The 26,671-nt window shown below is 69.2% G+C and carries 24 protein-coding genes and 1 pseudogene; 21 read left to right on the top strand and 4 right to left on the bottom strand.

Annotated features, from left to right (window positions below; all coding sequences use genetic code 11):
* Window positions 1-65: 65 nt before the first annotated feature.
* Window positions 66-425, bottom strand: a complete 360-nt coding sequence (locus AB0N89_RS09940; protein ID WP_005163289.1) for a DUF1844 domain-containing protein — start codon at window positions 423-425, stop codon at window positions 66-68.
* A gap of 270 nt (window positions 426-695) precedes the next feature.
* Between AB0N89_RS09940 and infC the strand changes: the two genes are divergently transcribed.
* The 8 genes from infC to AB0N89_RS09900 all read left to right on the top strand — a co-directional run bounded on the left by infC (window position 696) and on the right by AB0N89_RS09900 (window position 11,060).
* Entirely contained in the window at window positions 696-1,271 is a 576-nt protein-coding gene (gene infC, locus AB0N89_RS09935; protein WP_051071860.1) for a translation initiation factor IF-3, read from the top strand.
* 70 nt (window positions 1,272-1,341) lie between these two features.
* Entirely contained in the window at window positions 1,342-1,536 is a 195-nt protein-coding gene (gene rpmI, locus AB0N89_RS09930) for a 50S ribosomal protein L35 (protein WP_007028043.1), read from the top strand.
* Between the two features lie 62 nt (window positions 1,537-1,598).
* Entirely contained in the window at window positions 1,599-1,976 is a 378-nt protein-coding gene (rplT, locus tag AB0N89_RS09925; RefSeq protein ID WP_005163284.1) for a 50S ribosomal protein L20, read from the top strand.
* Complete coding sequence (locus AB0N89_RS09920) at window positions 1,973-2,803, top strand: RNA methyltransferase (protein ID WP_364202812.1); 831 nt, start codon at window positions 1,973-1,975, stop codon at window positions 2,801-2,803. Before rplT ends, AB0N89_RS09920 begins: the two co-directional genes overlap by 4 nt.
* Before the next feature lie 40 nt (window positions 2,804-2,843).
* The gene (locus tag AB0N89_RS09915) at window positions 2,844-3,674 is read left to right on the top strand and encodes a DUF6159 family protein (protein WP_364202471.1); all 831 of its coding nucleotides are present in this window, start codon (window positions 2,844-2,846) and stop codon (window positions 3,672-3,674) included.
* Between the two features lie 273 nt (window positions 3,675-3,947).
* Window positions 3,948-5,012, top strand: coding sequence for a phenylalanine--tRNA ligase subunit alpha (gene pheS, locus AB0N89_RS09910; RefSeq protein ID WP_073849269.1), 1,065 nt, complete (start codon window positions 3,948-3,950; stop codon window positions 5,010-5,012).
* The gene (gene pheT / locus AB0N89_RS09905; protein ID WP_364202468.1) at window positions 5,013-7,583 is read left to right on the top strand and encodes a phenylalanine--tRNA ligase subunit beta; all 2,571 of its coding nucleotides are present in this window, start codon (window positions 5,013-5,015) and stop codon (window positions 7,581-7,583) included.
* A 90-nt stretch (window positions 7,584-7,673) separates the two neighbouring features.
* Window positions 7,674-11,060 (top strand): tetratricopeptide repeat protein, encoded by a 3,387-nt coding sequence (locus AB0N89_RS09900; protein WP_364202466.1) that lies wholly within the window; start codon window positions 7,674-7,676, stop codon window positions 11,058-11,060.
* Here AB0N89_RS09900 and AB0N89_RS09895 read toward each other — a convergent pair.
* Complete coding sequence (locus tag AB0N89_RS09895) at window positions 11,041-11,733, bottom strand: DNA alkylation repair protein (RefSeq protein ID WP_364202464.1); 693 nt, start codon at window positions 11,731-11,733, stop codon at window positions 11,041-11,043. The two genes, AB0N89_RS09900 and AB0N89_RS09895, sit on opposite strands and share 20 nt — an antisense overlap.
* 186 nt (window positions 11,734-11,919) lie before the next feature.
* Here AB0N89_RS09895 and AB0N89_RS09890 point away from each other — a divergent pair, with 186 nt between their 5' ends.
* Window positions 11,920-13,509, top strand: a complete 1,590-nt coding sequence (locus AB0N89_RS09890) for an alpha/beta hydrolase (RefSeq protein ID WP_364202461.1) — start codon at window positions 11,920-11,922, stop codon at window positions 13,507-13,509.
* 224 nt (window positions 13,510-13,733) lie between these two features.
* A complete protein-coding gene (locus AB0N89_RS09885) occupies window positions 13,734-14,228 on the top strand; it encodes a helix-turn-helix domain containing protein (protein ID WP_364202458.1) in 495 nt (164 codons plus the stop codon).
* A gap of 154 nt (window positions 14,229-14,382) precedes the next feature.
* Here the strand turns inward: AB0N89_RS09885 and AB0N89_RS09880 are convergent.
* A pseudogene (locus AB0N89_RS09880) lies at window positions 14,383-14,523 on the bottom strand (transcriptional regulator); the annotation flags it as partial.
* A gap of 127 nt (window positions 14,524-14,650) precedes the next feature.
* On the opposite strand from AB0N89_RS09880, the gene argC reads away from it, so the two are divergent.
* From argC to argH, 8 genes are read left to right on the top strand one after another with little or no spacing between them, the layout of a single operon-like run.
* The gene (gene argC, locus AB0N89_RS09875; protein WP_364202456.1) at window positions 14,651-15,679 is read left to right on the top strand and encodes an N-acetyl-gamma-glutamyl-phosphate reductase; all 1,029 of its coding nucleotides are present in this window, start codon (window positions 14,651-14,653) and stop codon (window positions 15,677-15,679) included.
* Window positions 15,676-16,836, top strand: coding sequence for a bifunctional glutamate N-acetyltransferase/amino-acid acetyltransferase ArgJ (gene argJ / locus AB0N89_RS09870; protein WP_364202453.1), 1,161 nt, complete (start codon window positions 15,676-15,678; stop codon window positions 16,834-16,836). The genes argC and argJ overlap by 4 nt, the downstream gene beginning before the upstream one ends.
* Window positions 16,833-17,753 carry an acetylglutamate kinase gene (gene argB / locus AB0N89_RS09865; RefSeq protein ID WP_364202450.1) on the top strand — a complete coding sequence of 307 codons (921 nt, stop codon included), beginning with the start codon at window positions 16,833-16,835 and terminating at the stop codon, window positions 17,751-17,753. The genes argJ and argB overlap by 4 nt, the downstream gene beginning before the upstream one ends.
* Window positions 17,750-18,943 carry an acetylornithine transaminase gene (locus AB0N89_RS09860; protein WP_364202447.1) on the top strand — a complete coding sequence of 398 codons (1,194 nt, stop codon included), beginning with the start codon at window positions 17,750-17,752 and terminating at the stop codon, window positions 18,941-18,943. Before argB ends, AB0N89_RS09860 begins: the two co-directional genes overlap by 4 nt.
* Before the next feature lie 15 nt (window positions 18,944-18,958).
* Window positions 18,959-19,885: an ornithine carbamoyltransferase gene (gene argF / locus AB0N89_RS09855; protein ID WP_364202444.1), complete on the top strand. Its 927-nt coding sequence runs from the start codon at window positions 18,959-18,961 to the stop codon at window positions 19,883-19,885.
* Complete coding sequence (locus AB0N89_RS09850) at window positions 19,882-20,403, top strand: arginine repressor (protein WP_364202441.1); 522 nt, start codon at window positions 19,882-19,884, stop codon at window positions 20,401-20,403. Before argF ends, AB0N89_RS09850 begins: the two co-directional genes overlap by 4 nt.
* Entirely contained in the window at window positions 20,393-20,746 is a 354-nt protein-coding gene (locus AB0N89_RS09845) for an argininosuccinate synthase (RefSeq protein WP_364202439.1), read from the top strand. Before AB0N89_RS09850 ends, AB0N89_RS09845 begins: the two co-directional genes overlap by 11 nt.
* 27 nt (window positions 20,747-20,773) lie before the next feature.
* Entirely contained in the window at window positions 20,774-22,189 is a 1,416-nt protein-coding gene (gene argH / locus AB0N89_RS09840; protein ID WP_364202436.1) for an argininosuccinate lyase, read from the top strand.
* A gap of 58 nt (window positions 22,190-22,247) precedes the next feature.
* Here the strand turns inward: argH and AB0N89_RS09835 are convergent, their stop codons facing one another.
* Window positions 22,248-22,943 carry a TetR/AcrR family transcriptional regulator C-terminal domain-containing protein gene (locus AB0N89_RS09835; protein WP_364202433.1) on the bottom strand — a complete coding sequence of 232 codons (696 nt, stop codon included), beginning with the start codon at window positions 22,941-22,943 and terminating at the stop codon, window positions 22,248-22,250.
* Between the two features lie 33 nt (window positions 22,944-22,976).
* On the opposite strand from AB0N89_RS09835, the gene AB0N89_RS09830 reads away from it, so the two are divergent.
* The 3 genes from AB0N89_RS09830 to tyrS are packed head-to-tail and all read left to right on the top strand — an operon-like array spanning window position 22,977 to window position 26,342.
* Complete coding sequence (locus AB0N89_RS09830; protein ID WP_364202431.1) at window positions 22,977-24,356, top strand: serine hydrolase domain-containing protein; 1,380 nt, start codon at window positions 22,977-22,979, stop codon at window positions 24,354-24,356.
* A 43-nt stretch (window positions 24,357-24,399) separates the two neighbouring features.
* On the top strand, window positions 24,400-25,035 hold the full coding sequence (locus AB0N89_RS09825; RefSeq protein WP_364202428.1) for a DNA-3-methyladenine glycosylase: 636 nt from the start codon (window positions 24,400-24,402) through the stop codon (window positions 25,033-25,035).
* Between the two features lie 32 nt (window positions 25,036-25,067).
* Window positions 25,068-26,342 carry a tyrosine--tRNA ligase gene (tyrS, locus tag AB0N89_RS09820; protein WP_364202425.1) on the top strand — a complete coding sequence of 425 codons (1,275 nt, stop codon included), beginning with the start codon at window positions 25,068-25,070 and terminating at the stop codon, window positions 26,340-26,342.
* The last annotated feature ends 329 nt before the right edge of the window (window positions 26,343-26,671 follow it).

Below are 26,671 nucleotides of genomic sequence, written 5' to 3'. Positions count from 1 at the left end.
TCAGCAAAGGGTCGTTCAGGACGAAAAACGTCCTGAACGACCCTTTCCTGACACTTGCGGGAGACCTAGTAAACGGGCCCCGTGTACTTCTCGCCCGGCCCCTGCCCGGGCGCGTCCGGCACGGCCGAAGCCTCGCGGAACGCCTTCTGCAGCGACTGCAGGCCGTCGCGCAACGGGCCCGCGTGCAGGCCGAGGTACTCTGCCGAAGCGGTCACCAGCCCGGCGAGGGCGGTGATCAGGCGGCGCGCTTCGTCGAGGTCGCGGTGCGGTGAGCTGGCCGGGTCCTCGTCGGCGAGGCCGAGCCGCTCGGCGCCGGCGGAGAGCAGCATGACGGCCGCCCTGCTGATCACCTCGACGCTCGGGATGTCCTCCAGGTCGCGGACGTCGGGGGAATACGGGGGTTGCTGAACGGGTTCATCTGACACGTCTGGTACCCTTCCACGAGCGACCAGCCCCCGAGCGATCGGGGGCGGCAAGTGGAGCCCCGCTCCCACCCGTGTCACCGCCGCAACATCAGGTGTCCGGGTCCGGTCTCGCCAAAGACGATTTCGGGCGTCGGAGGCGGTGCGTTCGGTTCTGGAGACTGAACGCGATCGGAATGAGTGGGCCTCGAGTACCTCACGGTACCGGGGCCTTCGACATGTGGGCACCAGGTCGAAACGGTAGAAGAACTTACCTCGGACCAAGGAGGCCCCATCAGCTCCGAGACACGCATCAACGACCGAATCCGGGTACCGGAGGTCCGTCTCGTCGGACCGGCCGGTGAACAGGTCGGCATCGTCCGGATCGAAGATGCGCTGCGGCTGGCACAGGAGAACGATCTCGATCTCGTCGAGGTCGCTCCGCAGGCACGCCCGCCCGTATGCAAGCTCATGGACTTCGGCAAGTTCAAGTACGAGAGCGCGCAGAAGGCCCGCGAGTCCCGCCGCAACCAGCAGCTCACCGTCATCAAAGAGCAGAAGCTGCGGCCGAAAATCGACCAGCACGACTACGAGACCAAGAAGGGTCACGTGTCGCGCTTCCTGGCGGCAGGCAACAAGGTCAAGGTCACGATCATGTTCCGCGGTCGCGAGCAGTCCCGGCCGGAACTCGGTTTCCGGTTGCTGCAGAAGCTCGCCGACGAGGTGACCGAACTCGGCTTCGTCGAGTCGTCGCCGAAGCAGGACGGTCGCAACATGATCATGGTGCTGGCCCCGCACAAGAACGTGAAGCCGCAGAAGGCCGCGAAGGCAGCCAAGGACGAGTCGTCCGAGCCGCCCGCCGACGCGTAGCGCCGACCAGCACATGTCAGCGGCGCACCGGAGCACCCCGGTGTGCCGCCGCACGAAAGAGGACAACGTAATGCCGAAGATGAAGACGCACAGCGGGACGTCCAAGCGTGTCCGCGTCACGGGTTCGGGCAAGCTGCGCCGCCAGAAGGCCGGCCGCCGCCACCTGATGGAGAAGAAGTCCAACAGGCTCACCCGCCGCCTCGAAGGCACGACCGAGATCGCCAAGAACGACGTCGGCCGCGTCAAGCGCCTTCTCGGCCGCTGACACCCCCGCACTTGTAAACCCCGGGCGCGCCCGCCGCGCCCCCAGATCGACAGGATGGACCAGTGGCACGCGTCAAGAGGGCGGTCAACGCCCAGAAGAAGCGTCGCGCGACTCTCGAGCTCGCCAGCGGTTACCGCGGCCAGCGTTCGCGGCTGTACCGCAAGGCGAAGGAGCAGACGCTTCACTCGCTGAACTACGCCTACCGGGACCGTCGTGCCCGCAAGGGTGACTTCCGCCAGCTGTGGATCACCCGCATCAACGCGGCGGCTCGCGCCAACGGCGTGACCTACAACCGGTTCATCCAGGGCCTCAAGGCCGCGGGTGTCGAGGTCGACCGCAAGATCCTCGCGGACCTCGCCGTCAACGACGCCGCCGCCTTCACCGCGCTGGCCGAGCTGGCCAAGGCGAACGTGAACACCGAAGAGAAGAAGTCGGCCTGACCGGCTACAGCGCTCTTCCGCAACCCGGGGCGGCTCCGTTCACCGAACGGACGCCCCGGGTTGTTGCTGCGCGCAAGCTCACCCGCCGGGCCGAGCGCGAGAAGACCGGCCGGTTCCTCGCCGAGGGCGCGAACGCCGTCGAGGCCGCGCTCGAAGACGGCGGCAAGGTGTACGAGCTGTTCGTGACCGAACGCGCCGCCGCGCAGAACGAGCGGCTGCTCGTCACCGCGCGCGAAGCCGGCGTCCCGGTCTCGCCGATCACCGACCGCGCCGCGGACGGACTGTCCGAGACCGTGACGCCGCAGGGCATCGTCGCCGTCTGCGCACTCGTCGACCGTCCACAAGAGACCGTCCTCAAGCCGGGCGCGAAACTCGTCGTCGTCCTCGTCGACGTCGCGGACCCCGGCAACGCGGGCACCGTGATCCGGGTCGCGGACGCCGCGGGCGCCGACGTGGTCGTCCTCGCGGGGGACAGCGTCGACCCGCACAACGGCAAATGCGTCCGCGCGGCCGCCGGCAGCCTGTTCCACCCCGCCATCACCCGGATCCGGGACGTCGACGCGGCCTTGAAGGCCTGCTCCGCCGCCGGACTCCGCACACTCGGCGCGCACGGCTACGCCGACACCGAACTCGATCAAGTGACCTTCGACGAGCCCACCGCGTGGGTTTTCGGCAACGAGGCGCACGGTTTGCCGCAGCGCGTCCAGGAAACGGTCGACCTCGCGGTCAAGATCCCGATGTACGGCCGGGCGGAGAGCCTGAACCTCGCGACGGCCGCGGCGATCTGTGTGTACACCAACGCGATGGCGTCGCGCGCGGCTCGCTAAGCTGCCGCTTCACCATTTCCGTTGATTCACTGGGGGAATCATGGGGCGTATCGCCCGTTCCTTTGCCTTGTTCGGCGCATCTTGGCGAGTTCTGCGGTCCCGCAAGGAACTCGCGCTCTTCCCGGTGCTCGCCGCCGTCGCCGGCCTGCTGGTCGCCGCGGTGTTCCTCGGCTCGGGTTACTGGATCTCCCACACCGAGATCGCCGACCATTCCCGGCTGACGCCCGGTTCCTACGTGATGATCGGCCTGTTCTACCTCGCGGCCGCGTTCGTCACGGTGTTCTTCAACGCCGCGCTCATCTCGCAGGCCGACGTCGCGCTGCGTGGTGACGACCCCCGCGTGGCCGCCGGGCTGGCCGAGGCAGGACGCCGCTGGCTGCCCTTGCTGGGCTGGTCGGTGGTGACGGCGACGGTCACCTTGATCCTCCGGGAGATCGAGCAGCGGTTCGGGTTCATCGGTCTCCTCGTCGGCAGGCTGGCCGGCGCCGCCTGGAACCTGATCACCTACCTGGTGCTCCCGGTGATGATGATCGAGGACGCCGGTGTCCGGCACGGCGCCAAGCGCTCGGCGGAACTGCTCAAGCGGACCTGGGGCGAGCAGGCGGCCGGACGGATCGGCATCGGCCTGGTCGGTTTCCTGCTGTCGGTGGCGGGTTTCGTGGTGTTCCTCGGGGCGGGCTTCCTGCTCGGCGGCGCCATCACGATCTTCGTCGCCGTCGGGATTTCACTCGTGTGGGGGTTCTTGGTCTCGATCCTCTGCACGACGCTGTCCGGGATCTACCAGACCGCGTTGTACCGCTACGCCGCCGACGGAATCGTCCCAGAGGAGTTCGGCAAGGTGGACTTCGAGGGCGCCTTCGCCGGGCGCTGAGCGCAAATCGATGGCTTCGGTGCCCGCGACCACGTAGAGTCGCGGGCATCACGCCGTCACCTCACGACACCAAGGGAGCTCTCATGGAACGCAGTGTTCGTTCCAGCACCTTGTTTACGGCGTAGAGCGCGTCTTTCGCACTCCTGAGTGACGGTGTGCCCAGCCCGAGGGTGATCGGGGGCCGCCGTTCGCTGTCCCATAGAATTCAGCTGCTGCTTAACCCATGTGTGCGCTCGCGTGCACCGGACCAGTCCCAGCGGACGCCGAGGAGTTATGTCCGAAGCCAACGACAAGCAGGACCCCCAGGCGGGAGCCCTCGCGCCGGAAACGTTGACGGCCGCCGTCAAGCAGGCCGAGACGGATTTCGCCGCCGCGGCGGATCTCGACGCGCTGGCCGCGGTCAAGCCCGCTCACCTCGGGGACCAGTCTCCGCTGCTGCTCGCCCGCCGCGAGATCGGCGCCCTGCCGAAGCAGGAGAAGGCCGAGGCGGGCAAGCGGGTCAACGAAGCCAGGCAAGGCATTCAGTCCGCCTTCGACGCGCGTCGTGCGGTGCTGCAAGCGGAGCGTGACGAGCGAGTGCTCCGCGAAGAGGCCGTCGACGTCACGCTTCCGTGGGATCGGGTGCCCCGCGGCGCCCGGCACCCGATCGCGACCCTGTCGGAGCGCATCGCCGACGCGTTCGTCGCGATGGGCTACGAGGTCGCCGACGGTCCGGAACTCGAAGCCGAGTGGTTCAACTTCGACGCGTTGAACTTCGGCAAGGACCACCCCGCGCGCCAGCTGCAGGACACGTTCTACCTCGGCGAGGAGGACTCCGGCCTGGTGCTGCGGACGCACACCTCGCCGGTGCAGGCCCGCACGCTGCTGCACCGCGACCTGCCCGTGTACGTCGTCTGCCCCGGCCGCACTTACCGGACCGACGAGCTCGACTCCACGCACACCCCGGTGTTCTCGCAGGTCGAAGGGCTCGCGGTGGACAAGGGCCTGACGATGGCGCACCTCAAGGGCACCCTCGACGCCTTCGCCCGCGCGATGTTCGGCGGCACGTCGAAGACCCGCCTGCGCCCGCACTTCTTCCCGTTCACCGAGCCGTCGGCCGAGGTCGACGTCTGGTTCGAGGAGAAGAAGGGCGGACCCGGCTGGGTCGAATGGGGTGGCTGCGGCATGGTCAACCCCAACGTCCTGCGTGCCTGCGGCGTCGATCCCGAGGTCTACTCGGGCTTCGCCTTCGGCATGGGTATCGAGCGCACCCTGCAGTTCCGGAACGGAATCCCGGACATGCGCGACATGGTGGAGGGCGACATCAGGTTCACCCTGCCCTTCGGAACGGAGGCCTGAGTGAAGGTCCCAGCCAGCTGGCTGATCGAACACCTCGACGTCGACGCGGAGGTCACGGCCCAGGATCTGGCCGACGCCTTCGTGCGCATCGGCATCGAGGTCGACGACGTCCGCAAGCTCGAACCGGTCACCGGCCCGCTCGTGGTCGGCCGTGTCGCCGAGATCGAGGAGCTCACCGAGTTCAAGAAGCCGGTCCGCTTCTGCCGGGTCGACGTCGGCGAGTCCGACGACACCGCCGACGACAAGCCGGACGAGAACCTCGACGACGACGAGGACGACGACGAAGGTCCCTTCGAGGACGACGGCCCCACCGGGATCAGGACCCGCGGGATCATCTGCGGTGCCACGAACTTCGCCGAGGGCGACCTGGTCGTCGTCGCGCTGCCCGGCACGGTGCTGCCCGGCGGTTTCGAGATCGGCTCGCGCAAGACCTACGGCCGGCTCAGCGACGGCATGATCTGCTCCGCGCGCGAACTCGGCATCGGGGACGACCACTCCGGCATCCTGGTGCTGCCGCCGAGCACCGCCAGCCCGGGCGAGGACGCGAACAAGCTGCTCGAACTCGACGACACCGTCCTCGAGGTGACGCCGACCCCGGACCGCGGGTACACCCTGTCGGTCCGCGGCTTGGCCCGCGAGCTGTCCAACGCGCTCGACGTCGCGTTCGGCGACCCGGCGGCCATCGAGGTCCCCGAGGCCGAGAGCGACGCGTGGCCGGTGCGCGTCGAAGACACCGAAGGCTGCAAGCGGTTCGTCCTGCGCCGGGTGAAGAACCTCGACGCGACGGCGCCGACGCCGTGGTGGATGCGCCGTCGCCTGATGCTGGCGGGGATCCGCTCGATCTCGCTCGCGGTCGACGTGACCAACTACGTCATGCTCGAACTCGGGCACCCGCTGCACGCGTTCGCGACCGGTTCGGTCAAGGGTGATCTGGTGGTGCGCAAGGCGAAGCCGGGCGAGAAACTGACCACTTTGGACGATGTCGTGCGCACGCTCGACACGGACGACGTGATCATCGCCGACGACAGCGGGGTCATCTCGCTGGCGGGCACGATGGGCGGCGCGTCGACCGAGATCACGCCGGAGAGCACCGACGTGCTGCTCGAAGCGGCGCACTGGGATCCGTCGTCGATCAGCCGGACGGCCCGCCGTCACAAGCTGTTCTCCGAGGCGGCCAAGCGGTTCGAGCGCTACACCGATCCGCAGCTGTGCGCGGCGGCCGTCGAACTCGCCGCGCGCCTGCTGCGTCAGTACGGCGAGGGCTCGATCCTGCCCGGCCGCACCGACGAGGGCGGCGTCGAGCCGAACCAGCCGGTCACCATGCCGATCAGCCTGCCCGACCAGGTGGCCGGGGTGCGCTACGAGCGCGGTGTCACGGTCAAGCGGCTCTCGCAGATCGGCTGCAAGGTCAACGTGGGCACGTCCGAGGACGGCACCGCGCTGGTGACCGCGGTCCCGCCGAGCTGGCGCGGTGACCTGGTGCAGCCCGCCGACCTGGTCGAGGAGGTGCTCCGGCTGGAGGGCTACGACAGCATCCCGTCGGTGCTGCCCGAAGCCCCGGCCGGTCGTGGCCTCACCGACGCGCAGCGCCGCCGTCGTTCGGTCGCGCGTGCGCTGGCGGAGAACGGCTACGTCGAGGTGCTGCCCTTCCCGTTCATCTCGGATTCGGTCTGGGATTCGTTCGGGCTGCCCGAGGACGACGTCCGCCGCAGCACCGTCCAGGTCCGCAACCCGCTTGAAGCGGACAAGGACCGGATGGCGAGCACCTTGCTGCCGGGGCTGCTGGAGATCCTGCAGCGCAACATTTCCCGTGGCTTCAAGGACGTCTCGCTGTTCCACATCGGACAGGTCGTGCTGCCCGGGCCGAACCCGATCCCGATGCCTTCGCTGGGGGTGGACCGGCGGCCGACCGACGAGGAGCTCGCGGTGCTGGAGGCGGCCGTCCCGCCGCAGCCGCTGCACGTCGCCGTCGTGCTCGCGGGCCAGCGCGGCCGCGCTGGCTGGTGGGGCGAGGGCGAGCACGCGAACTGGGCCGACGCGGTGCAGGCCGCCCGCCTGGTGGCGCAGGCCGCCGGCGTCGAGCTGACCACCGCCGCGGCGGACCAGCCGCCGTGGCACCCCGGCCGCTGCGCGCAGCTGCGGGTGGGGCAGTGGCCCGTCGGGTACGCCGGCGAGCTGCACCCGAAGGTCGTCGAGGCGCTCGGGCTGCCGCCGCGCACCGTCGCGATGGAACTCGACCTGGACGCGATCCCGATCCCGGACAGCCGTCCGGCGCCGCGGATCTCGGCGTACCCGCCGGTGCTGCTCGACGTCGCCCTCGTCGCCGAGTCCGGTGTGCCGTCGGCCGACCTGGCCGAGGCGCTGCGCGAAGGCGCGGGCGAACTGCTCGAAGACATCACGCTGTTCGACTCCTACCAGGGCGAGCAGCTGGGCGAGGGCAAGCGTTCGGTGGCGTACAAGCTGCGGTTCCGCGCCGCGGACCGCACGCTGACCGTCGACGAGGCCACCAAGGCCCGCGACGCCGCCGTCGCGATCGCCGGTGAACGCTTCGGCGCGAGCCTGCGGGCCTGACCCGGACAAGCGCGTGAAGGCCTCCTTCCCCCGGCTCGGCTGTGGGAAGGAGGCCTTCACACGTCTCGGGGTGTGGCAAAGTGAGGACTTGTGTCACGTCCAGACGGTCGGTCCAGCATCCAAGACGTCGCGCGTGCCCGGCTGAGCGACGGTTTCGTCGGCAGGGTCGGGGAACGCGAGGAATTCCGGGTCAATCTGGGGCTGCCCGGGGACGACCGGCGCCGCCGGTACCTGTTCTCGGTGCACGGTCTCGCCGGGGTCGGCAAGTCCTTTCTGCTCGACCAGCTCCGCGGGATCGCCGAGGAGGCCCGCGCCGCCGTGGGGTTCGCCGACGACCGGCAGCAGGACCTTCCCTCGACGCTGGTGAAACTGGCGAAGGACCTTGCCCGTAGCGGGCACGAGATGCGCCGGTTCGAGAAGCGGTACGAGTTCTATCTCAAGGCGAGGGAGCGGCTCAACAGCGATCCGCAAGCCCCGGCGGCCGGTCGCGCGCTCGTGACGAAGACCGTGGTCAAGGCCGGTCTCGGCGTGGCGAAAACCCTGCCTGGCGGGAGTATCGCCGCCGACGCGATCGACGCGGACGCGACGGCGAAGCAGCTGGAGCAGTTGCAGGTCTATCTCGCGGCGAAGTTCAAGCGGAAGGCCGATGTCCAGCTGCTCCTGGACCCGGCGGAGGAGCTGACCAAACCGTTCGTCGAGGATCTCTGGCGCCTTCCGGAAACCCGGCAGGTCGCGCTGTTCTTCGACACCTTCGAGCGCACCTCACCGGTACTGGAGACCTGGCTGCTCGACCTCCTCGGCGGGTTGTACGGCGACCTGCCGCAGAATCTGGTGCTCACCGTCGCGGGCCAGTTCCCGCTGGACGAGGCGAGATGGAACCGGTACGCGCCGCTGGCGCGCGAGATCGAACTCCGGCCGTTCAGCGAACCCGAGGCACGCCGTCTGCTCGCCGAGCACGGGATCACCGACGAGGAGGTGATCGAGATCGTGTTGCGGCTGACCGAAGGCCTGCCCGTCCTGGTCGCCATGCTGGCCCGGGCGAACCCCACTCGGGCGGACGCCGTCAGCGATCCCAGCGATGACGCGGTCAAACGTTTCCTGCACTGGGTTCCGGAGGAGGCCAAACAGAAGATCGCCGCCACGGCGGCGCTGCCCCGCGTCCTGGACGAGGACGTCATCGCCGTGCTGACCGGGAAGGAAACCGCGGGGGAGACCTTCCGCTGGTTGCGGGAACTACCGTTCGTCGGGCGCCGGGAACTCCCGGTGCGCTACCACCCGGTGGTCCGCGGTCCGATGGTGCGGCTGGAACGCGGTCTTTCGCCCGCCGAGTTCGCCGAACGGCACCGCAGGCTCAGCGAGTACTACCAAGGCCGGTGCGACGAACTCGGCCTCAGCCGCCACCGCGACGCCTGGACCGACGAACGCTGGCAGCGAAGGAAACTCGAACAGACCTACCACCGGCTGTGCGGCGATCCGGCAGACGCGTTGCCGGACGCGCTGCTCGGCGCCGCGGAGATGGTCACCACCGGTTCGGCTTCCGCGCGGTCCTGGGCTCGCATGATGGAGCAGGCGGGCGTCGACGCGGACGCACCGGCGGTCCTGGCCTGGGCGCAACGGCTGGCCGGCGCTGTCGGCGACGGTGACGGCCCTCGGGAGATCCAGGTGCTCGACCTGCTCTCCGGCGCGGGCGAACTCGACGCGCCCCGGCTCTCGACGGTGCTTCGGCGGCGGGCCTGGGCGTACGAGGGCAAGGACGACGCCGAAGCGGCGAAACGAGACTACGACCGGGCACTCGCCCTGAACCCCGCGGACCCTTACGTCTGGAGCGACCGGGGCAATCTGTTCCGCGACGAAGGCGACTGGGAACGGGCGCTGTCGGATCTGGACCGGGCGATCGACCTCGATCCCACCTACGCCTACTCGTGGCGCGGGCGGGGTTCCGCTCGCGCCGAACTCGGCGATCTCGACGGCGCGATGGCCGACCTCGACGAAGCCGTCCGGCTCCAGCCCGACCACAAGTGGGCCTACACCGTCCGGAGCGAGGTGTACTTCAAACGCGGTGACGTCCGGAAGGCGATCGACGAGATCGACGTCGCGCTCCGGCTCGACCCCGACTCCGCCTGGGCCACCTACTACCGGGCGACGCTCCTCGCCGAGCTCGGGGAGAATGACGAGGCGCTCGCCGGTCACCGCGCGGCCGTCGCGCTCCGGCCCAACGACGTGTTCTACCTGACCGAACTCGCGTCATTCCTTGAACAGACCGGTGACCAGGACGCCGCTTCGGCGGCCTACGACGCGATCGTCACGGCGGATCCCGGCAGCGCCAGCGCCCACGCGATCCGGGCGGCGTTCCACCGGCGCGGCGAGCGAAGCCGGCTCGCCGTCGACGGCTTCACCACAGCGCTCCGGATCGACCCGGACTACGAGTGGGCGTACTACATGCGTGGCCGGGCGTACGACGACCTCGGCGAGTACCGAACGGCGCTCGCCGATTTCGACCGGGCCGTCGAGCTGGCTCTCGACGACGCCGAGAATCATCTGCAGCGAGGGATGACGCTCAGCAGGCTGAAGGAGAACGACGCGGCGGTGCTCTCCCTGAGCCGCGCGATCGAACTCGATCCCGGCAACGAGTGGGCGCACACCTGGCGTGCGATGGCCCGCCGGCGATCCGGCGATCATCAGGCCGCCCTCGCCGACATCGACGTCGCGGTCGCGGCGAATCCGGAGATGGCCTTCTTCCACACCACCCGGGGTGACATCCTCACGGGCCTCGACCGTCACGAGGAGGCCCGCGCCGCGCTGGACGAGGGGGTCCGCCGGGGTCAGGACGGGGGATACGCCCGCCACCGGCGCGCCGACCATCGCCTTCTCTTCGGTGACTTCGAAGGCGCTCTGTCCGACGTGGAGGAAGCGCTGGCCGCCGGTCATGACGAAAGCGGCCGCGCCTTGCGCGCGGAGATCCACCGCCGCGCGGGGAAGCACGGGGAAGCCTGCCGGGAGCTGCGCGAGCTGGTCGCGGCGTTCCCGGACGACATCGACTTCCACGAGAAGCTCGGGGAGGCCTTGCTGTACGGCGGTGAAACCGGCGAAGCGATGAAAGTCCTGGGGCCGCTCGCGCCGGGATCGCTGTGGGCCCGCAACCTCCTCGCCCTGGCGTGGCTGAAATCCGGAGGAACGGAAGAAGCCCACCGGGTTTTCACCGAAAGCCTGGAGGAGGCCGTCGCCCGGGCGTCGGCGGAATCCGCGGACTGGGACGATCAGGTCCAGCCGCTCTTCTACCTCCTCGTCCTCGGTCGTGAAGCCGAAGCGAAGGCCGGTCTCCTGACGGTGCTCGAGAAAAAGCCGCCTCGGGACGCCCGATCGGACCTCATCCGCGACCTGAAGGAGACGCGAGACCTGCTGCCCGAACTCGGCGGGGTGATCGACGAGTTCGTCGCGCTCGTCCCGAAGCCGGTGCTCAACCTCCCAGGTGCTTGAGAGCCTCCTTCCGGGACAGCGGGGACAGTGCCGGATGCGCGGTCACGAAGGCGCGCACCCAGTCCGGCTCGGTCTTCGCGTACTGGCGCAGCGCCCAGCCGATTCCCTTGCGCAGGAAGAAGTCCTTGTCGTCGATGTTCGCTTCGACCGCCCGGGTGAGCAGGTCGGTGTCGGTGCCGCCCTTGGCGCCGACCTGGCAGATGACCGCGGTCCGGCGACGCCACCTGTCCTCGTCGTAGGCCCAGGTCAGCATCAGCGGGGTCAGCGTCTCCGGCTCCGCGCGCAGGATCGGCCCGACCCGGCGGATCGCGAGTTCGTCCACATAGTCCCACCACGCGCCCGTCACGATCATCTCCTCGTACAGGCCGAGCAGATCGCCGTCCTGCCAGCGGGTGTAGGCGCGGTGACCGGAAAGGGCGATCGCCGCGTAGCGCTCTTCACGGAAGCTCGCTTCACGCCACAAAGTGAGCACGGCGGTCGAGAAACTCACTCGATCAGGTAGGGAATGCGCGGCGTAGACCTGTTTCAGCAGGGCGGCCCTGGGTGGTGACGCCACACCGAGGAACGGCATTTCCGACTTCATGTACGCCTGCATCGACGGCGCCTTGCCCGGATCGGCCAGCGCGGCCAAACCGTTGCGAACCGCCGAAACCAGGCTTTTCACCTCGTTCACGCGCGCTTCCTTTCCTCAGTGGACGCCGCGAGCGTACGACAGGGGACCGACAAGACTGATATGCCCGGATCGAGGGGCGGATACCGACTAAAGAGGGATGGCGGTCAACGTGTCGGTCAGCGAGATTGAAGCCGGTTCTCGGTAGCTTCGGCCCGACCGGGTCGAACGCGGACGAAAAGGAACACAGTGAAGAAATTCGTTGCCGCCCTGGCGGTCGCGGGGATCGGCGTCGGCACCATGGCGCTCGCTCCCTCCGCCACGGCCGCCTCGGCGTCGGACTTCGATCCGAAGCCCATCTCCTGGGGAGCCTGCACGCGCCCGAGCCTGGTCAAGGCCGGCGCGGAGTGCGGCTTCCTCGAAGTCCCGCTGGACTACGCGAAGCCGGGCGGGGAGAAGGTCTCGATCGCCGTCTCGCGGGTCAAGCACAAGTCCGCCGCTTCGCAGGGCGTCATGATCGTCAACCCGGGTGGTCCCGGTGGCTCCGGCCTCGGTCTGTCGACGCTCGGCCGGGCCGTCCCGAAGAAGGCGGGTGAGGAGTACGACTGGATCGGCTTCGACCCGCGCGGCGTGGGGGAGAGCAAGCCGTCGCTGACCTGCGACGGGAACTACGCCTCCTACAACCGCCCGCAGTACGTGCCGACCACCCGCGCCATCGAGACGGCGTGGCGTGAGAAGGCGAAGGGCTACGCGAAGGCGTGCGCCAAGAACGGCGCGATCCTCGACCACATCAAGACCATCGATGTGGCGAAGGACGTCGACAGCCTGCGCAAGGCGCTGGGCGAGAAGCAGATCAACTACTACGGCTTCTCCTACGGCACCTACCTCGGCCAGGTCTACAGCACGCTGTTCCCGCAGAACGTGCGGCGGATGGTGTTCGACGGCACGGTCGATCCCCGCGACGTCTGGTACAAGGCGAACCTGAACCAGGACATCGCCTTCGACAAGAACATCAAGACCTACTTCGGCTGGCTCGCGAAGTACGACGACGTCTACCACCTCGGCAAGACCGCGTCCGCGGTGGAGAAGCTGTGGTACGGCGAGCAGAAGAAGCTGTACGACAAGCCCGCGGGCGGCGTCATCGGCGGTTCCGAGTGGACGGACATCTTCCTGCAGGCCGGCTACTACGTGTTCGGCTGGGAAGACATGGCGAACGCGTTCTCGGGCTGGGTCCACAAGGGTGACTGGCAGACCCTGAAGGGCCTGTACGACGACTCCAACCCGCCGGGTCAGGACAACGGGTACGCGGTGTACGCGGCCGTGCAGTGCACCGACGTGGCGTGGCCGCAGAGCTGGAACCGCTGGCGGTTCGACAACTGGGTCACCCACTTCCGCGCGCCGTTCGAGACCTGGGGCAACGCCTGGTTCAACGCGCCGTGCGTCGACTGGCCCGCGAAGCCGGGCAAGCCGGTGGAGATCGACGGGAGCAAGGTCCCGGGCATCCTGATGGTCAACGAGGAGAACGACGCCGCGACGCCGTACCCCGGCAGCCTCGAGGTGCGCAAGCGTTACCCGAACGCCAGCCTGATCAGCGCCCCCGGTGGCACGACGCACTCGGGTTCGCTGTCCGGCGTGTCCTGTGTGGACGACAAGATCGCGGACTACCTGCTGACCGGGAAGCTGCCCGTGCGCAAGCCGGGCAACGGTTCGGACGTGCAGTGCACCCCGGTCCCGCCGCCGGTCCCGGCCGGCGCGGCCGCCACCACGAAGAAGTCGGACGTCCCGTCTTCGGTGACCGAGGTGAAGAAGGAGGCGCTGGCTCAGGCGCTGCCTTTCTGAGTCCGTCGCTTCAGGGTTGCTTCACTGCCCCGGTCCGGTTTCCGGACCGGGGCATTTCCTTGGGTTGCTCACGCATTTAGTCCGCTGAATGCGCCCTCCCATCGGCCATGACCGGCACCCTCTCGTCCCGAAAAGCGCCGAAAGTTCCGGTCATCCACCGTCCCCGGCCGAATCCCCATCGCCGTGCCGGGGAATTGTCGGGGCCGCCCGTTAACGTCCCCGGCATGACCATCGTCGAAGAGCACCGGACCGAGATCCGCGTGCAGGACACCGTTTATCGCATCGAGGTCGCCGCCCGTGAGGGTGGCGGCGCGGCCGGGGAAGACCGCTGGGTGACCGTCATGGTCGGCGGAGCCGGACCGCAGGAGGAGCCTGTCGCCGAAGGCAGGCTCGACATCGACGCCGAGGCCGTACCGGCCTTGGCGACCGTCCTTTCCGACACGCTGATGGCGTTCGCGGGCCGGGGCACCGGACGGAACGGCCGCCGAAGATCGGCGGACCGCCCCGCGCATCAGGGTCTGCCGTGGTCCGACGAGCTCGACGCGGAACTGGAAAGTCGTTGGCTGGCCGGGGAAAGCGTCGAGGAGATCGCGCGGCGGTTCGAGCGGACACCGGGTGGCATCCGGGCCCGGCTGCCCAGGGTCGGCTGCGACCCGGAGCGCCGGGGTGCGTATCTCCCGATCCCGCCGAGCCGGCGCGAGGGAGGTGAACTCGGCTGAATCCAGGCGGCTGCGAGGGTCGTCCGGCCTTCGCAGCCGCCGTCAGTCCACTGTGGACTCCGTGCCGCGATCGGCCCGCGTGGCCGTCTCCCGGAGGTGGCCGATCGGTTCCGGCGGCTCGTGCACGGTGAATTCGCAGCCGAGGCCGAGGATCCGGCACGGTCGCGGCGCCCAGCGCTCCGGCGTGGTAACGAAGCCGCGAGGGCAGGACCTGTTCGAGTTTCGCGAGCGCGCGCACCGAGGACTCCTCGATACCCGAGATCGCCTGCCCGGCGGCGCTCCGGAGACCGACCGCGCCCTCGCTCGGGCGGTAGCCGCCGTCGGAGCCGATGCCCCGTACAAAGGAAGGAGGATGGCCTATTTCGGGTGAGCCGCGCGACGTTCGTTTGATTGAACTTGCACGGCTGTGCATAATCATACGTATGACGGTGAAGATCGCGGTGGCTGGAGCCAGCGGGTACGCGGGCGGCGAACTCCTGCGCCTGCTGCTGACCCACCCCGAAATCCAGATCGGTGCGCTCACCGCGGCCAGCTCCGCGGGGACGCCGCTCGTCCAGCACCAGCCGCACCTCGCGCCGCTGGCGGACCGCGTCCTCCTGGAGACGACCCCGGACACCCTGGCCGGGCACGATGTCGTCTTCCTCGCCCTGCCGCACGGTCACTCGGGCGCCATCGCGGCGCGACTGGGCCCGGACGTCCTGGTGGTCGACCTCGGTGCGGACCACCGCCTCTCGGACGCGGCGGACTGGCAGCGCTGGTACGGCGGGGACCACGCCGGACAGTGGCCGTACGGGCTCCCCGAGCTCCCCGGTGCTCGTGAGCGCCTCGCCGGGACCAAACGCATCGCGGTCCCCGGTTGCTTCCCGACCGGCGGTTCGATCGCCCTCGCCCCGGCCCTCGCCGCGGGCCTGGTCGAGCCGGAGGTCAACGTCGTCGCCGTGACCGGGACCTCGGGCGCGGGCAAGAGCCTCAAGCCGAACCTCCTCGGTTCGGAGGTGATGGGGTCGGCCACCGCGTACGGCGTCGGCGGTGCCCACCGGCACACGCCCGAGTTCGCGCAGAACCTTTCGGCGGTCTCGGGAGAGCGGGTCAAGGTCTCGTTCACCCCCGTGCTGGCCCCGATGCCGCGAGGGATCCTCACCACCGCGAGCGCCGCCCTCAAGTCCGACCTGGACGCCGACGGCGCCCGCGAGCTCTACGAGAAGGCGTACGCCACCGAGCCGTTCGTCCAGCTGCTGCCTCCGGGCCGGTGGCCGTCCACGGCCTCGGTGGTCGGCTCGAACAACGTCCAGCTGCAGGTCACCGTCGACGCCGACACGCGGCGCCTGATCGTGGTCGCGGCCATCGACAATCTGACCAAGGGCACCGCGGGAGGCGCCGTCCAGTCGATGAACATCGCGCTGGGCCTCCCCGAAACCACCGGACTTCCGACCGTAGGAGTGGCTCCGTGACCGTCACCCAGCCGAAGGGTTTCCGCGCGGCGGGCGTCGCCGCCGGGATCAAGGCCGAGGGCAAGCTCGACCTCGCGCTCGTCGTCAACGACGGGCCGCTGCAGGTCGCGGCCGGCGTGTTCACGCGCAACGTGATCAAGGCCGCGCCCGTCCTGTGGTCGCAGGAGGTGCTCAAGCAGCAGCGCCTGAAGGCCGTCGTCCTCAACTCCGGCGGCGCGAACGCGGCCACCGGGCCCGGCGGTTTCCAGGACACCCACCAGACCGCCGAGAAGGTCGCCGGGCTCTTCGAAGCGGGCGCGATCGAGGTCGCGGTCTGCTCGACCGGCCTGATCGGCGAGCGACTGCCGATGGACGCGCTGCTCTCCGGCGTGGACGCCGCCTTCTCGCAGCTCGGGACCAGCGCCGAAGCCGACCTCAACGCCGCCACCGCGGTCATGACCACCGACAGCAAACCGAAGCAAGCGGCCGCGAAGCACGACGGCGGCTGGAGTGTCGGCGGGTTCGCCAAGGGTGCGGGCATGCTCGCCCCGAACCTCGCGACGATGCTGTCCGTCCTCACCACCGACGCGGTCGTGACGCCCGAAGTCCTCGACAGGGCCCTGCGCGCCGCGACCGGCGTCACCTTCGACAGGCTGGACGTCGACGGCGGCACCTCCACCAACGACACCGTGCTCGTCCTCGCTTCCGGCGCCAGCGGCGTCGAACCGACCGAGGCCGAACTGACCGAACTGCTCACCGCCGTCAGCCTCGAACTCGTGCTGCAACTGCGCGCGGACTCCGAGGGCGCGACCAAGTACGTCGACGTCACGGTCACCGGGGCGGCGAGCGAGGCGGACGCCATCGCCGTCGGCCGGACGATCGCCGAGGACAACCTGGTCAAGACCGCGCTGTTCGGTTCGGACCCGAACTGGGGCCGTATCGCCATGGCGCTGGGCCGGGTGCCCGCGGAGATCGACCCGGAGAAGGTCGCCATCGCGATCAACGGCGTCACCCTGTTCGCCAAGGGAACCCCGGCGGCGGACCGCTCCGAGGCCGACCTCTCGGGCCGGGACATCACCATCGTCGTCGACCTCGGTCTCGGCGAGGGGGAGTCGACGATCTACACGACCGACCTCTCGCACTCGTACGTCGAAGAGAACAGCGCGTACTCGTCATGAGCCCTTCCGAATCCACGGTCCCCGCGGACGAGCGGCTCGCGACGGCCGCCGAGAAGGCGTCGATCCTCATCGAGGCCCTGCCCTGGCTGCAGCGTTTCCACGGCGCCACCGTCGTGGTCAAGTACGGCGGCAACGCGATGATCGACGAGAGCCTCAAGCAGGCTTTCGCCGAGGACATGGTCTTCCTGCGCACGGCCGGGCTGCGTCCGGTCGTGGTGCACGGCGGCGGCCCGCAGATCACCGCGATGCTCAACCGGCTCGGCGTCGAAGGCGAGTTCAAGGGCGGTCTGCGCGTCACCACGCCCGAGACCATGGACATCGTCCGCATGGTGCTGACCGGTCAGGTCAGCCGGGAACTGGTCGGGCTCATCAACGCGCACGGCCCGTACGCGGTCGGGATCTCCGGCGAGGACGCGCGGCTGTTCACCGCCGAGCGCAAACAGGCCACTGTGGACGGTGTGCCGGTCGACATCGGGCTCGTCGGCGAGGTTTCCGAGGTCAACCCGGACGCGGTGCTCGACATCGTCAACGCGGGCCGGATCCCGGTGGTGTCCACCGTCGCCCCGGACGTCGACGGCGTCGTGCACAACATCAACGCCGACACCGCGGCCGGCGCGCTGGCCGCCGCGCTCGGCGCCGAGAAACTCGTCGTGCTCACCGACGTCGAAGGTCTTTACGCCAACTGGCCGGACCGCGGTTCGCTCGTCGACCGGATCCGCGTGGACCGCCTCGAAACCCTGCTGCCCGGCCTCGCCAGCGGCATGATCCCGAAGATGGAGGCCTGCGTGCGCGCCATCCGCGGCGGCGTCAGCCGCGCGCACGTGATCGACGGCCGCATCGCCCATTCGGTGCTTCTGGAGGTATTCACCTCCCGCGGCATCGGTACCATGGTCTTCCCCGAAACGGAGCTCCCGTGACCATCCTGAAGTCCAATGTAGACGGCCAGGAGCGCTGGAAGTCGTCCCTCATGGACAACTACGGCACCCCGGCGCTGACCCTGGTCCGAGGCGAAGGCGCGAAGGTCTGGGACGCCGACGGCAAACCGTACGTCGACCTGCTGGGCGGGATCGCGGTCAACGCGCTGGGCCACGCCCACCCCGCCGTGGTGGCCGCGGTCACCGAACAGGTCGCGAAACTCGGGCACACCTCGAATCTCTACGTGAACCCGGTCGTCGTCGAACTCGCCGAAACGCTCCTGGACGTCGCCGGCCTGTCCGGCAACGCGAAGGTGCTGTTCGTCAACTCCGGCGCGGAGGCCAACGAAGCCGCGCTGAAGATCAGCAGGCTCACCGGCCGGACCAAGATCGTGGCTTGCGAGGGTGCCTTCCACGGCCGCACGATGGGCGCGCTGACGCTGACCGGTCAGCCTCCGAAGCGGGACCCCTTCGCGCCGCTGGTTCCCGGCGTCAGCCACGTTCCCTACGGTGACGTCGACGCTCTTCGTGCCGCCGTGGACAGCGAAACGGCGGCGGTGTTCCTAGAGCCGATCCTCGGGGAAGCCGGTGTCGTCCCGGCGCCGGACGGCTACCTCCAGGCCGCCCGGGAGATCACCAAGGCGACCGGGACCCTGCTCGTCCTCGACGAGGTGCAGACCGGCATCGGCCGCACCGGCGCGTGGTTCGCCTTCCAGCACGCCGGCATCGTCCCGGACCTCGTCACCTTGGCGAAGGGACTCGGCGGCGGACTTCCCCTCGGTGCGGTCATCGGCGTCGGCGAGGCGGGAGACCTGGTGAAGCCGGGGCACCACGGGACCACCTTCGGCGGCAATCCGATCTGCTGCGCCGCCGGGCTCGCGGTGCTCAAGACCATCGCCGAAGACAACCTGAACGACCACGTTTCCGCGCTGGGCAAGGACATCGCCTCCCGCGTGGAGGAACTCGGCCACCCGCTGGTGGCCGGGGTCCGCGGTGCCGGGCTGCTGCTCGGCATCACCTTGCGCGAACCGGTCTCGGCGAAGGTCGCCAAGGCCGCGCAGGACGCGGGATACCTGGTCAACCCGATCGCCCCGGACACCATCCGGCTGGCACCGCCGCTGATCCTGAGCGCCGACGAGGCCGCGGGATTCCTCGAAGCCCTTCCCGGGGCGCTCGATTCCACCACCACCTAGGACAGAGACGAACGCATGCTGCGCAACTTCCTCCGTGACGACGATCTCAGCCCCGCCGAACAGGCCGAGATCCTCGACCTCGCCGACCAGCTGAAGGCCGAGCCGCTGAGCTCCCGCGCGCTGGAGGGCAAATCCGTCGCGGCGATCTTCGAGAAGAACTCCACCCGGACCAGGTTCTCCTTCGAGGTGGGCATCGCCCAGCTCGGCGGCAACCCGGTGATCGTCGACGGGCGCTCCATGCAGCTCGGCCGCGAAGAGACCATCGAGGACACCTCGCGGGTGCTTTCGCGGTACCTGGACGCGATCGTCTGGCGGACCTTCGCCCAGAAGCGGATCGACGCGATGGCGTCGGCGTCGAGCATCCCGGTGATCAACGCGCTCACCGACGAGTTCCACCCGTGCCAGGTGCTCACCGACCTGATGACCATCCGCGAGCGCAAGGGCAAGCTCGCCGGGCTCACCCTCGTCTACCTCGGAGACGGCGCCAACAACATGGCGCACTCGCTGCTGCTGGGCGGGACGACGGCAGGGATGCACGTGCGCGTCGTCTCGCCGGAGGGGTTCCAGCCGGATCAGCAGGTCATGCTCGACGCCAAGCACCGCTCGACCGAAACCGGCGGCAGCACCACGGTCTTCACCGACCCGTACGCCGCGGTCGAAGGCGCGGACGTCGTCGTCACCGACACCTGGACCTCGATGGGCCAGGAGAACGACGGTCTCGACCGGGTCGGCCCGTTCCGCGAGCTGCAGGTCAACACCGCGCTGATGCGCCGCGCCGCGGACGAGGCGATCGTGCTGCACTGCCTGCCCGCGCACCGCGGCTGGGAGATCACCGACGAGGTCATCGACGGTCCGGCCAGCGCGGTCTGGGACGAGGCCGAGAACCGGCTGCACGCGCAGAAGGCGCTGCTGGTGTGGCTCCTCGACGAGAAGCGACGATGACCGGGGGCAGGGTCACCCGGCAGGCCCGGATCACCGCCCTCGTTTCGTCGATGGCGATCCGCAGCCAGACGGAGCTCGCGAAGCTCCTGGCGGCGGAGGGGATCGACGTCACCCAGGCGACGCTGTCGCGGGACCTGGACGAACTGGGGGCGGTGAAGCTGCGGGGCGCCGATTCCGGCGCGCCCGTGTACGTCATCCCGGAGGATGGCAGTCCGGTGCGCGGGGTGCAGGGCGGCACGTCCCGCCTTTCGCGCCTGCTCGCCGAACTGCTCGTTTCGGCGGACTCGTCGGGGAATCTGACGGTGCTGCGCACACCGCCGGGAGCGGCGCAGTTCCTCGCCAGCGCGATCGACCGGGCGGCGCTGGAGGAGGTCGTCGGTTCGATCGCCGGCGACGACACGGTCGCGGTGATCGCGAGGGAGCCGCTGTCCGGCAAGGACCTGGCCGAGCGTTTCATGGCGCTGGCCCGACGGTCGTCCACTGTGGACGGCGGTGAGGAGACCGAAGGTGACGCCTGACGGGTTCGTCTTCCCCGAAGATCCGGAGAAGCTGGTCATCACCTTCGACGAAGGGGTGCCGGTCGCGATCGACGGGGAGACCGTGACGCTGCTGGAAGCCTTCCAGGAGCTGAACCGCCGTCTCGGCGCCTTCGGGCTCGAAGGGCGCGGGATCTACGAAGGCCCCGCCGCGCTCGCGCTGGTCAGCGCGTACGAAGAAGTGAAAAAGGTCGGTATCGGGCAGGTCTCCGGCGAGGTCCGCCTGATCCTGCACCGCGGGAACGCGGTCGTGAGCTCCGCGCGAGACGAGCGCGCGCTGTACGACTTCACCACAGGCGCTACCTTCGACCGGTCAGTCGCCTGAAGAGAACCAAGGAATCCGAGGAGTGTTGTGAGCGGGAATGAGCAGCCGGTGCAGCTGTGGGGCGGCCGGTTCGCCAGCGGGCCGGCGGAGGCGATGGCGGCGCTGAGCGCGTCGACCCATTTCGACTGGCGGCTGGCGCCGTACGACATCGCCGGGTCGAGGGCCCACGCGCGAGTGCTGCGGAAGGCGGGCCTGCTCACCGAAGACGAGCTGACCGGCATGCTCGCCGCGCTGGACACCCTCGCGCAGGACGTCGCCTCGGGCGCGTTCACCCCGACGGTCGCCGACGAGGACGTCCACACCGCGCTCGAACGCGGTCTGCTGGAGCGGGCCGGTACCGAACTCGGCGGCAAGCTGCGGGCGGGCCGTTCACGCAACGACCAGGTCGCGACGCTGTTCCGGATGTGGCTGCGGGACGCCGCCCGCCGGGTGGTCGCCGGCACGCTCGGCGTCGTCGACGCGCTGGTTTCGCAGGCGAAGCGGCACCCGGACGCCATCCTGCCGGGCCGCACCCACCTCCAGCACGCCCAGCCGGTGCTGCTGGCGCATCATCTCCTCGCGCACGGTCAGTCGCTGCTGCGCGACGTCACCCGGTTGCGTGACTGGGACGCCCGCACCGCCGAGTCGCCCTATGGGTCCGGCGCGCTCGCCGGTTCCTCGCTCGGACTCGACCCCGAGGCTGTCGCCGAGGAACTGGGCTTCGACACCAGCGTCGAGAACTCCATCGACGGCACCGCCTCGCGGGACTTCGTCGCCGAGTTCGCCTTCGACGTCGCGATGCTCGCGGTCAACCTGTCCAGGATCGCCGAAGAGGTGATCATCTGGAACACCGCCGAGTTCGGCTACGTCACCCTCGACGACGCCTGGGCGACCGGCAGCTCGATCATGCCCCAGAAGAAGAACCCGGACGTCGCCGAGCTGACTCGCGGCAAGGCCGGACGGCTCATCGGCAACCTGACCGGTCTGCTCGCGACGCTCAAGGCCCAGCCGCTCGCGTACAACCGGGACCTGCAGGAGGACAAGGAGCCGGTCTTCGACTCCGTCGAGCAGCTGGAACTGCTGTTCCCGGCGATCGCGGGCATGCTCGAGACGCTGACCTTCCACACAGACCGGCTCGCCGAACTGGCGCCCGCCGGGTTCACCCTCGCCACGGACATCGCCGAATGGCTTGTGCGCCAAGGGGTTCCGTTCCGGGTCGCGCACGAGGCGGCGGGGGAGAGCGTCCGGGTCGCCGAGGGCCGCGGTGTCGGCCTCGACGAGCTGACCGACGAAGAGTTCGAGAAGATCAACCCGGCGCTGACGCCCGCCGTCCGCGAGGTGCTGACCGTCGAGGGCTCGGTGAGCTCGCGCGACGCTCGCGGCGGTACCGCTCCGGAGCGGGTCGCCGAGCAGCGGGACCGGCTGGTCGCGCGGGTCGCCGAACACCGCGCCTGGCTGGGCTAGAAGTACATGAAGGCCCCCTTCCTTGCGCCCACCGCAAGGAAGGGGGCCTTCATGTACTTCAGGGAAGCTTCGCCGCCAGCCCGTCGAGGACGCAGCCGAGGCCGCGCTCGAAGTCCGCGTCGTTGGTCTCACCGGGTTCCTGGTTTCGCCGGGCCGTGTACAGCTCCTTGAGCCGAGGGTGATCCCGCACCGCCTGCTCGGCCGCCGGCCACAGCCGGTCCTTCCATTCCTGCTCACTCTGCCCACTGCGGTTGAGCGTCGTGAGCCACGCGGCCTCGCTGGTGGCCCGTCCGACGACGAACGCCATGACCGTGTTCCACGCCAGGTCCGCGTCTTCCAGTGAGAACCCGGCCTCTTCGAACAGCGCCAGCGCCGTCTCCGACATCGTCAGGACGTTCGGCCCCAGATACGCCACCCCGGTCTCGCCGAGCAGTGACCCGATCCACGGGTGCCGCAGGAACATAGAACGCAGATCGCGCGCGAACCGCGTCGCCTCCGGTCTCCACGGACCCGATCGCGGGACGGCCACCTCGCCGTAGACCTCGTCGACGATCAGTTCGACCAGCTCGTCCTTACTGGCCACGTGCGTGTACATCGACGGCGCGGCCACGCCGAGTCGGACACCGAGCTTGCGCATGCTCAGCGCTTCGATGCCGTCGGCGTCGAGGAGTTCGACGGCCGCGGAGACGATCTGCGCCCGGCTCAGCGACGGCTGCTCCCGCTTGCGTTTCGGGGGACGGGTCCACACCGACATCCGCGTTCCCTCACTTTCCGTACAGTGTTCAGTATGGCTAACAGTGTACGGACAACGTTCGACGAAGCCCACTGGCAGTCCAGGCTCGATGACCTGCGGGCCGAGCACCGGGTGCCGGGAGCGGCCCTCGCCGTGCTGGTCGACGGGACGATCCACGAGCTGGCCTGCGGGATCCTGCACCGCGGGACGGGTGTGGAGGCGACCACCGGCTCGATCTTCCAGCTCGGCTCGATCGCGAAGGTCTACACGGCCGCGTTGGTCATGGGGCTGGCCGAAGAAGGCCGCCTAGACCTCGACGCGCCGGTGACCGACGTGCTGCCCGAGTTCGCGACGCTGGATCCGGCGGCGACGAGGGCGATCACCGCCCGGCGCCTGCTCAGCCACACCGGTGGCCTCAGCTGCGATTTCATGGAAGACACCGGCCGAGGCGACGACTGCCTCGCCAAGTACGTCGAGGCGGCCAGGGGAGTCGCGCTCGACTGCCCGCCGGGGGCGGCGGCGTCGTACAGCAGTGTCGGCTACAGCGTGCTCGGCCGGATCGTCGAAGTGCTCACCGGTCTGACCTGGGACGACGCCCTGCGGGAGCGGATCGTCACGCCGCTCGGGCTCACCGAGACGATGACCCTGCCCGAAGAGGCGCTGCGTTTCCGCGTGGCGATGGGACACGTCGGGCAGGAGCCGACGGCCGCTTGGGATCTCCTCCCGCGTAACGCCGGTCCGTACGGCCGGGTCCTCGCCACCGCGGGCGACGTCGTCCGTTTCGCTCGGATGCTGCTGGACGGCAGGGCGGCCGACGGCACGCGCGTGCTCTCCGAAGAGACAGTGACGGCGATGCGGCGTCTCGAGGTCGAGGTGCCCGACAAATGGACCCTCGATTCCGACGGCTGGGGTCTCGGCGTCTCCGTCCACGACTGGAACGGTGTCGCGGGCTTCGGGCACAACGGATCGTCGATCGGGCAACGCTCCTACCTGCGGGTCGTACCGGAAGCCGGGCTGGTCTTCGCCCTGCTCACCAACAGCGGCACGACCGACAGGCTGTACGCGGACCTCTCGCGGGAACTGCTCGCCGAACTCGGCGGAGTCCGGGTGCCCGGCGCTTTCGCTCCGCCGCCGACACCGCCTTCGGTCGACATCGCACCCTTCGCGGGCACCTATCGCCGCGAAGGCGTCGTCATCACCGTCACGGAGACGGGCGGAAAGCTGCGCTTCGTCTACGAGTTCGCGGACGGGCTCAAGGGCATCGCCCCGGCGATCGAGGCGGATCTGGTGCCCGTGACGGAGAACGTCTTCGCCGGGATGAACCCGATGTTCGGCGACGACTGGATGCCGGTGCTGTTCACGAAACTCCCCGACGGCACCGAATGCTGTCACACCAGCATGCGGGTGGCGCCGAAGATCCAGGCGGCCGGTTAAGGTCGGGGCCGGGAGACCGCGGCGTAAAAGGGAGTGCGGAGACTTGGTGACCGGCAGACAGTTCACCCGGCGCGAGCTGGCGCTGGACCCGGTGGAGCTGTCCACGCTCCTGCTCGGCGCGGTGATCGAAGCGACCGGCCCCGACGGCACGGTCGCCGTCCGCCTGGTGGAGGTCGAGGCCTATCGCGGACTCGACGACCCCGCGTCGCACTGCTACCGCGGGAAGACCCCGCGCAACGCGGTCATGTGGGGACCGGCAGGGCATCTGTACGTGTACTTCGTCTACGGCATGCACTTCTGCGCCAACGTCGTCGGCACCGAAGACGGGCAGCCCGGCGCCGTGCTGCTGCGCGCCGGGGAAGTGGTGTCCGGAGCGGACGTGGCCCGCGCGCGCCGGCCGTCGGCGCGGGGCAACGGCGAACTCGCCAAAGGCCCGGCCATCCTCACCTCGGTACTCGGCATCGACCGGGCCGAGAACGGCGTCGATCTGACCGATCCCGCGTCACCCGTCCGGCTGTTCACCGGCGAACGCGTCCCCGAAGCCGACATCCGCACCGGGCCGCGCGTCGGCGTCGCGATGGCGATGGACACGCCATGGCGGTTCTGGGTCGACGGTTCGCCCGCGGTCTCCAGCTATCGCCGGGGTGGCAAGCGACGGACGGCCGCCCCCGGCCGATAGTCGGTTGACCTGGTGCGGGAGGATCTACAGGCGTGAGCGAGCACATCCTTGACGAGCTGACCTGGCGCGGCCTGATCGCGCAATCCACCGACACCGACGCACTGCGGCGAGACCTCGACCAAGGACCCCTCACGCTCTATTGCGGTTTCGACCCGACCGCGCCCAGCCTGCACGCCGGCAACCTGGTCCCGCTGCTGATGCTCTCGCGTTTCCAGCGCGCCGGGCACCGGCCGATCGTGCTGGCGGGCGTCGCGACCGGGATGATCGGCGACCCGCGCGACACCGGTGAACGCACCCTCAACACGCTGGACACCGTGTCCGAATGGGCCGACCGCATCCGCGGTCAGCTGGAGCGGTTCGTCGACTTCGACGACTCGCCCACCGGCGCGGTCATCGAGAACAACCTGAACTGGACCGGCAAGCAGACCGTGGTCGAGTTCCTGCGCGACATCGGCAAGCACTTCCCGGTCAACACCATGCTGAACCGGGAGACGGTGAAGCGCCGTCTCGAAGCCGACGGCATGTCCTACACGGAGTTCAGCTACCTGCTGCTGCAGTCGCAGGACTACCTGCACCTGTACCGCGAGTACGGCTGCAAGCTGCAGATCGGCGGCTCGGACCAGTGGGGCAACCTCGTCGGCGGTGTCGACCTGATCCGCCGGACCGACGGCGGGCACACGCACGCGCTGACCGCGCCGCTGGTCACCGACACCGAAGGCCGCAAGTTCGGCAAGTCCACCGGTGGCGGCAGCGTCTGGCTCGACCCGGAGATGACCTCGCCGTACGCGTGGTTCCAGTACTTCGTGAACGTCGCCGACTCCGATGTCATCCGCTACCTGAGGATGTTCTCCTTCCTCGGGCAGGAGGAGATCGCGGCGCTCGCCGAGGACACCGAACAGCGCCCCCACCTGCGGTCCGCGCAGCGGAAGCTGGCGGAGGACTTCACCACCCTGGTGCACGGCGAGGAGGCGACCCGGCAGGTCATCGCCGCCAGCCAGGCGCTGTTCGGCAGGGGAGAGCTGCGTGAGCTCGACTCGTCGACCCTCGACGCCGCCATGGCCGAGGTCCCGAACGGCAAGGTCGACCCGAACGGCGAGTCGACGATCGTCGACCTGCTGATCGCCGGCGGCCTCGTCGACAGCAAGGGCGCCGCGCGCCGCACCGTCAAGGAAGGCGGCGCGTACGTCAACAACACGAAGATCGCCGACGAGGCGTGGAAGCCCTCCGCGGAGGACGCTCTCCACGGCCGTTGGCTCGTGGTCCGCAAGGGCAAGCGCAACGTCGCCGGCGTGCGCGTCGGGGGCTGATCGCGGCCCTGGCCCGAAACAGGGCTCCTGACCTGCGGAAACGCAGTTAAGGTACCCCCCTGTTTCGGGCCCTTTCGGGCCATGTAAAGTTCTCCAAGTCGCCAGGGAAACCGGGTGGCCGACCGGGACACGAACCAAGCTCTCGCCTCAGGCGATTGAGTGGGTGTCCCACCAAAAACTGCTAGAAATGACTGCTTCGAATAAGGCCGGGCTGAGTCTGGTGCGATTCGGGGTGTGTTGCTTGAGAACTCAACAGTGTGCTAGTGAACTAAGCCAGTAGAGCTTATGTATTGAAACCCTGCCTCGTGGGGTTTCCTTTGAGAGCAAGT

Source organism: Amycolatopsis sp. NPDC089917 (assembly GCF_040684635.1).
Classification (GTDB): Bacteria; Actinomycetota; Actinomycetes; order Mycobacteriales; family Pseudonocardiaceae; genus Amycolatopsis.
Note: the sequence above shows the minus strand (reverse complement) of the source record. Positions and strands in the feature narration are given on the sequence as shown.

Bases quoted from the DNA above. Each gene is read 5' to 3' on its own strand.
- rpmI (WP_007028043.1), top strand. From the start codon at position 1,342: ATGCCGAAGATGAAGACGCACAGCGGGACGTCCAAGCGTGTCCGCGTC.
- AB0N89_RS09915 (WP_364202471.1), top strand. From the start codon at position 2,844: ATGGGGCGTATCGCCCGTTCCTTTGCCTTGTTCGGCGCATCTTGGCGA.
- pheS (WP_073849269.1), top strand. From the start codon at position 3,948: ATGTCCGAAGCCAACGACAAGCAGGACCCCCAGGCGGGAGCCCTCGCG.
- AB0N89_RS09885 (WP_364202458.1), top strand. From the start codon at position 13,734: ATGACCATCGTCGAAGAGCACCGGACCGAGATCCGCGTGCAGGACACC.
- argC (WP_364202456.1), top strand. From the start codon at position 14,651: ATGACGGTGAAGATCGCGGTGGCTGGAGCCAGCGGGTACGCGGGCGGC.
- argB (WP_364202450.1), top strand. From the start codon at position 16,833: ATGAGCCCTTCCGAATCCACGGTCCCCGCGGACGAGCGGCTCGCGACG.
- argF (WP_364202444.1), top strand. From the start codon at position 18,959: ATGCTGCGCAACTTCCTCCGTGACGACGATCTCAGCCCCGCCGAACAG.
- AB0N89_RS09850 (WP_364202441.1), top strand. From the start codon at position 19,882: ATGACCGGGGGCAGGGTCACCCGGCAGGCCCGGATCACCGCCCTCGTT.
- AB0N89_RS09835 (WP_364202433.1), bottom strand. From the start codon at position 22,943: ATGTCGGTGTGGACCCGTCCCCCGAAACGCAAGCGGGAGCAGCCGTCG.
- AB0N89_RS09830 (WP_364202431.1), top strand. From the start codon at position 22,977: ATGGCTAACAGTGTACGGACAACGTTCGACGAAGCCCACTGGCAGTCC.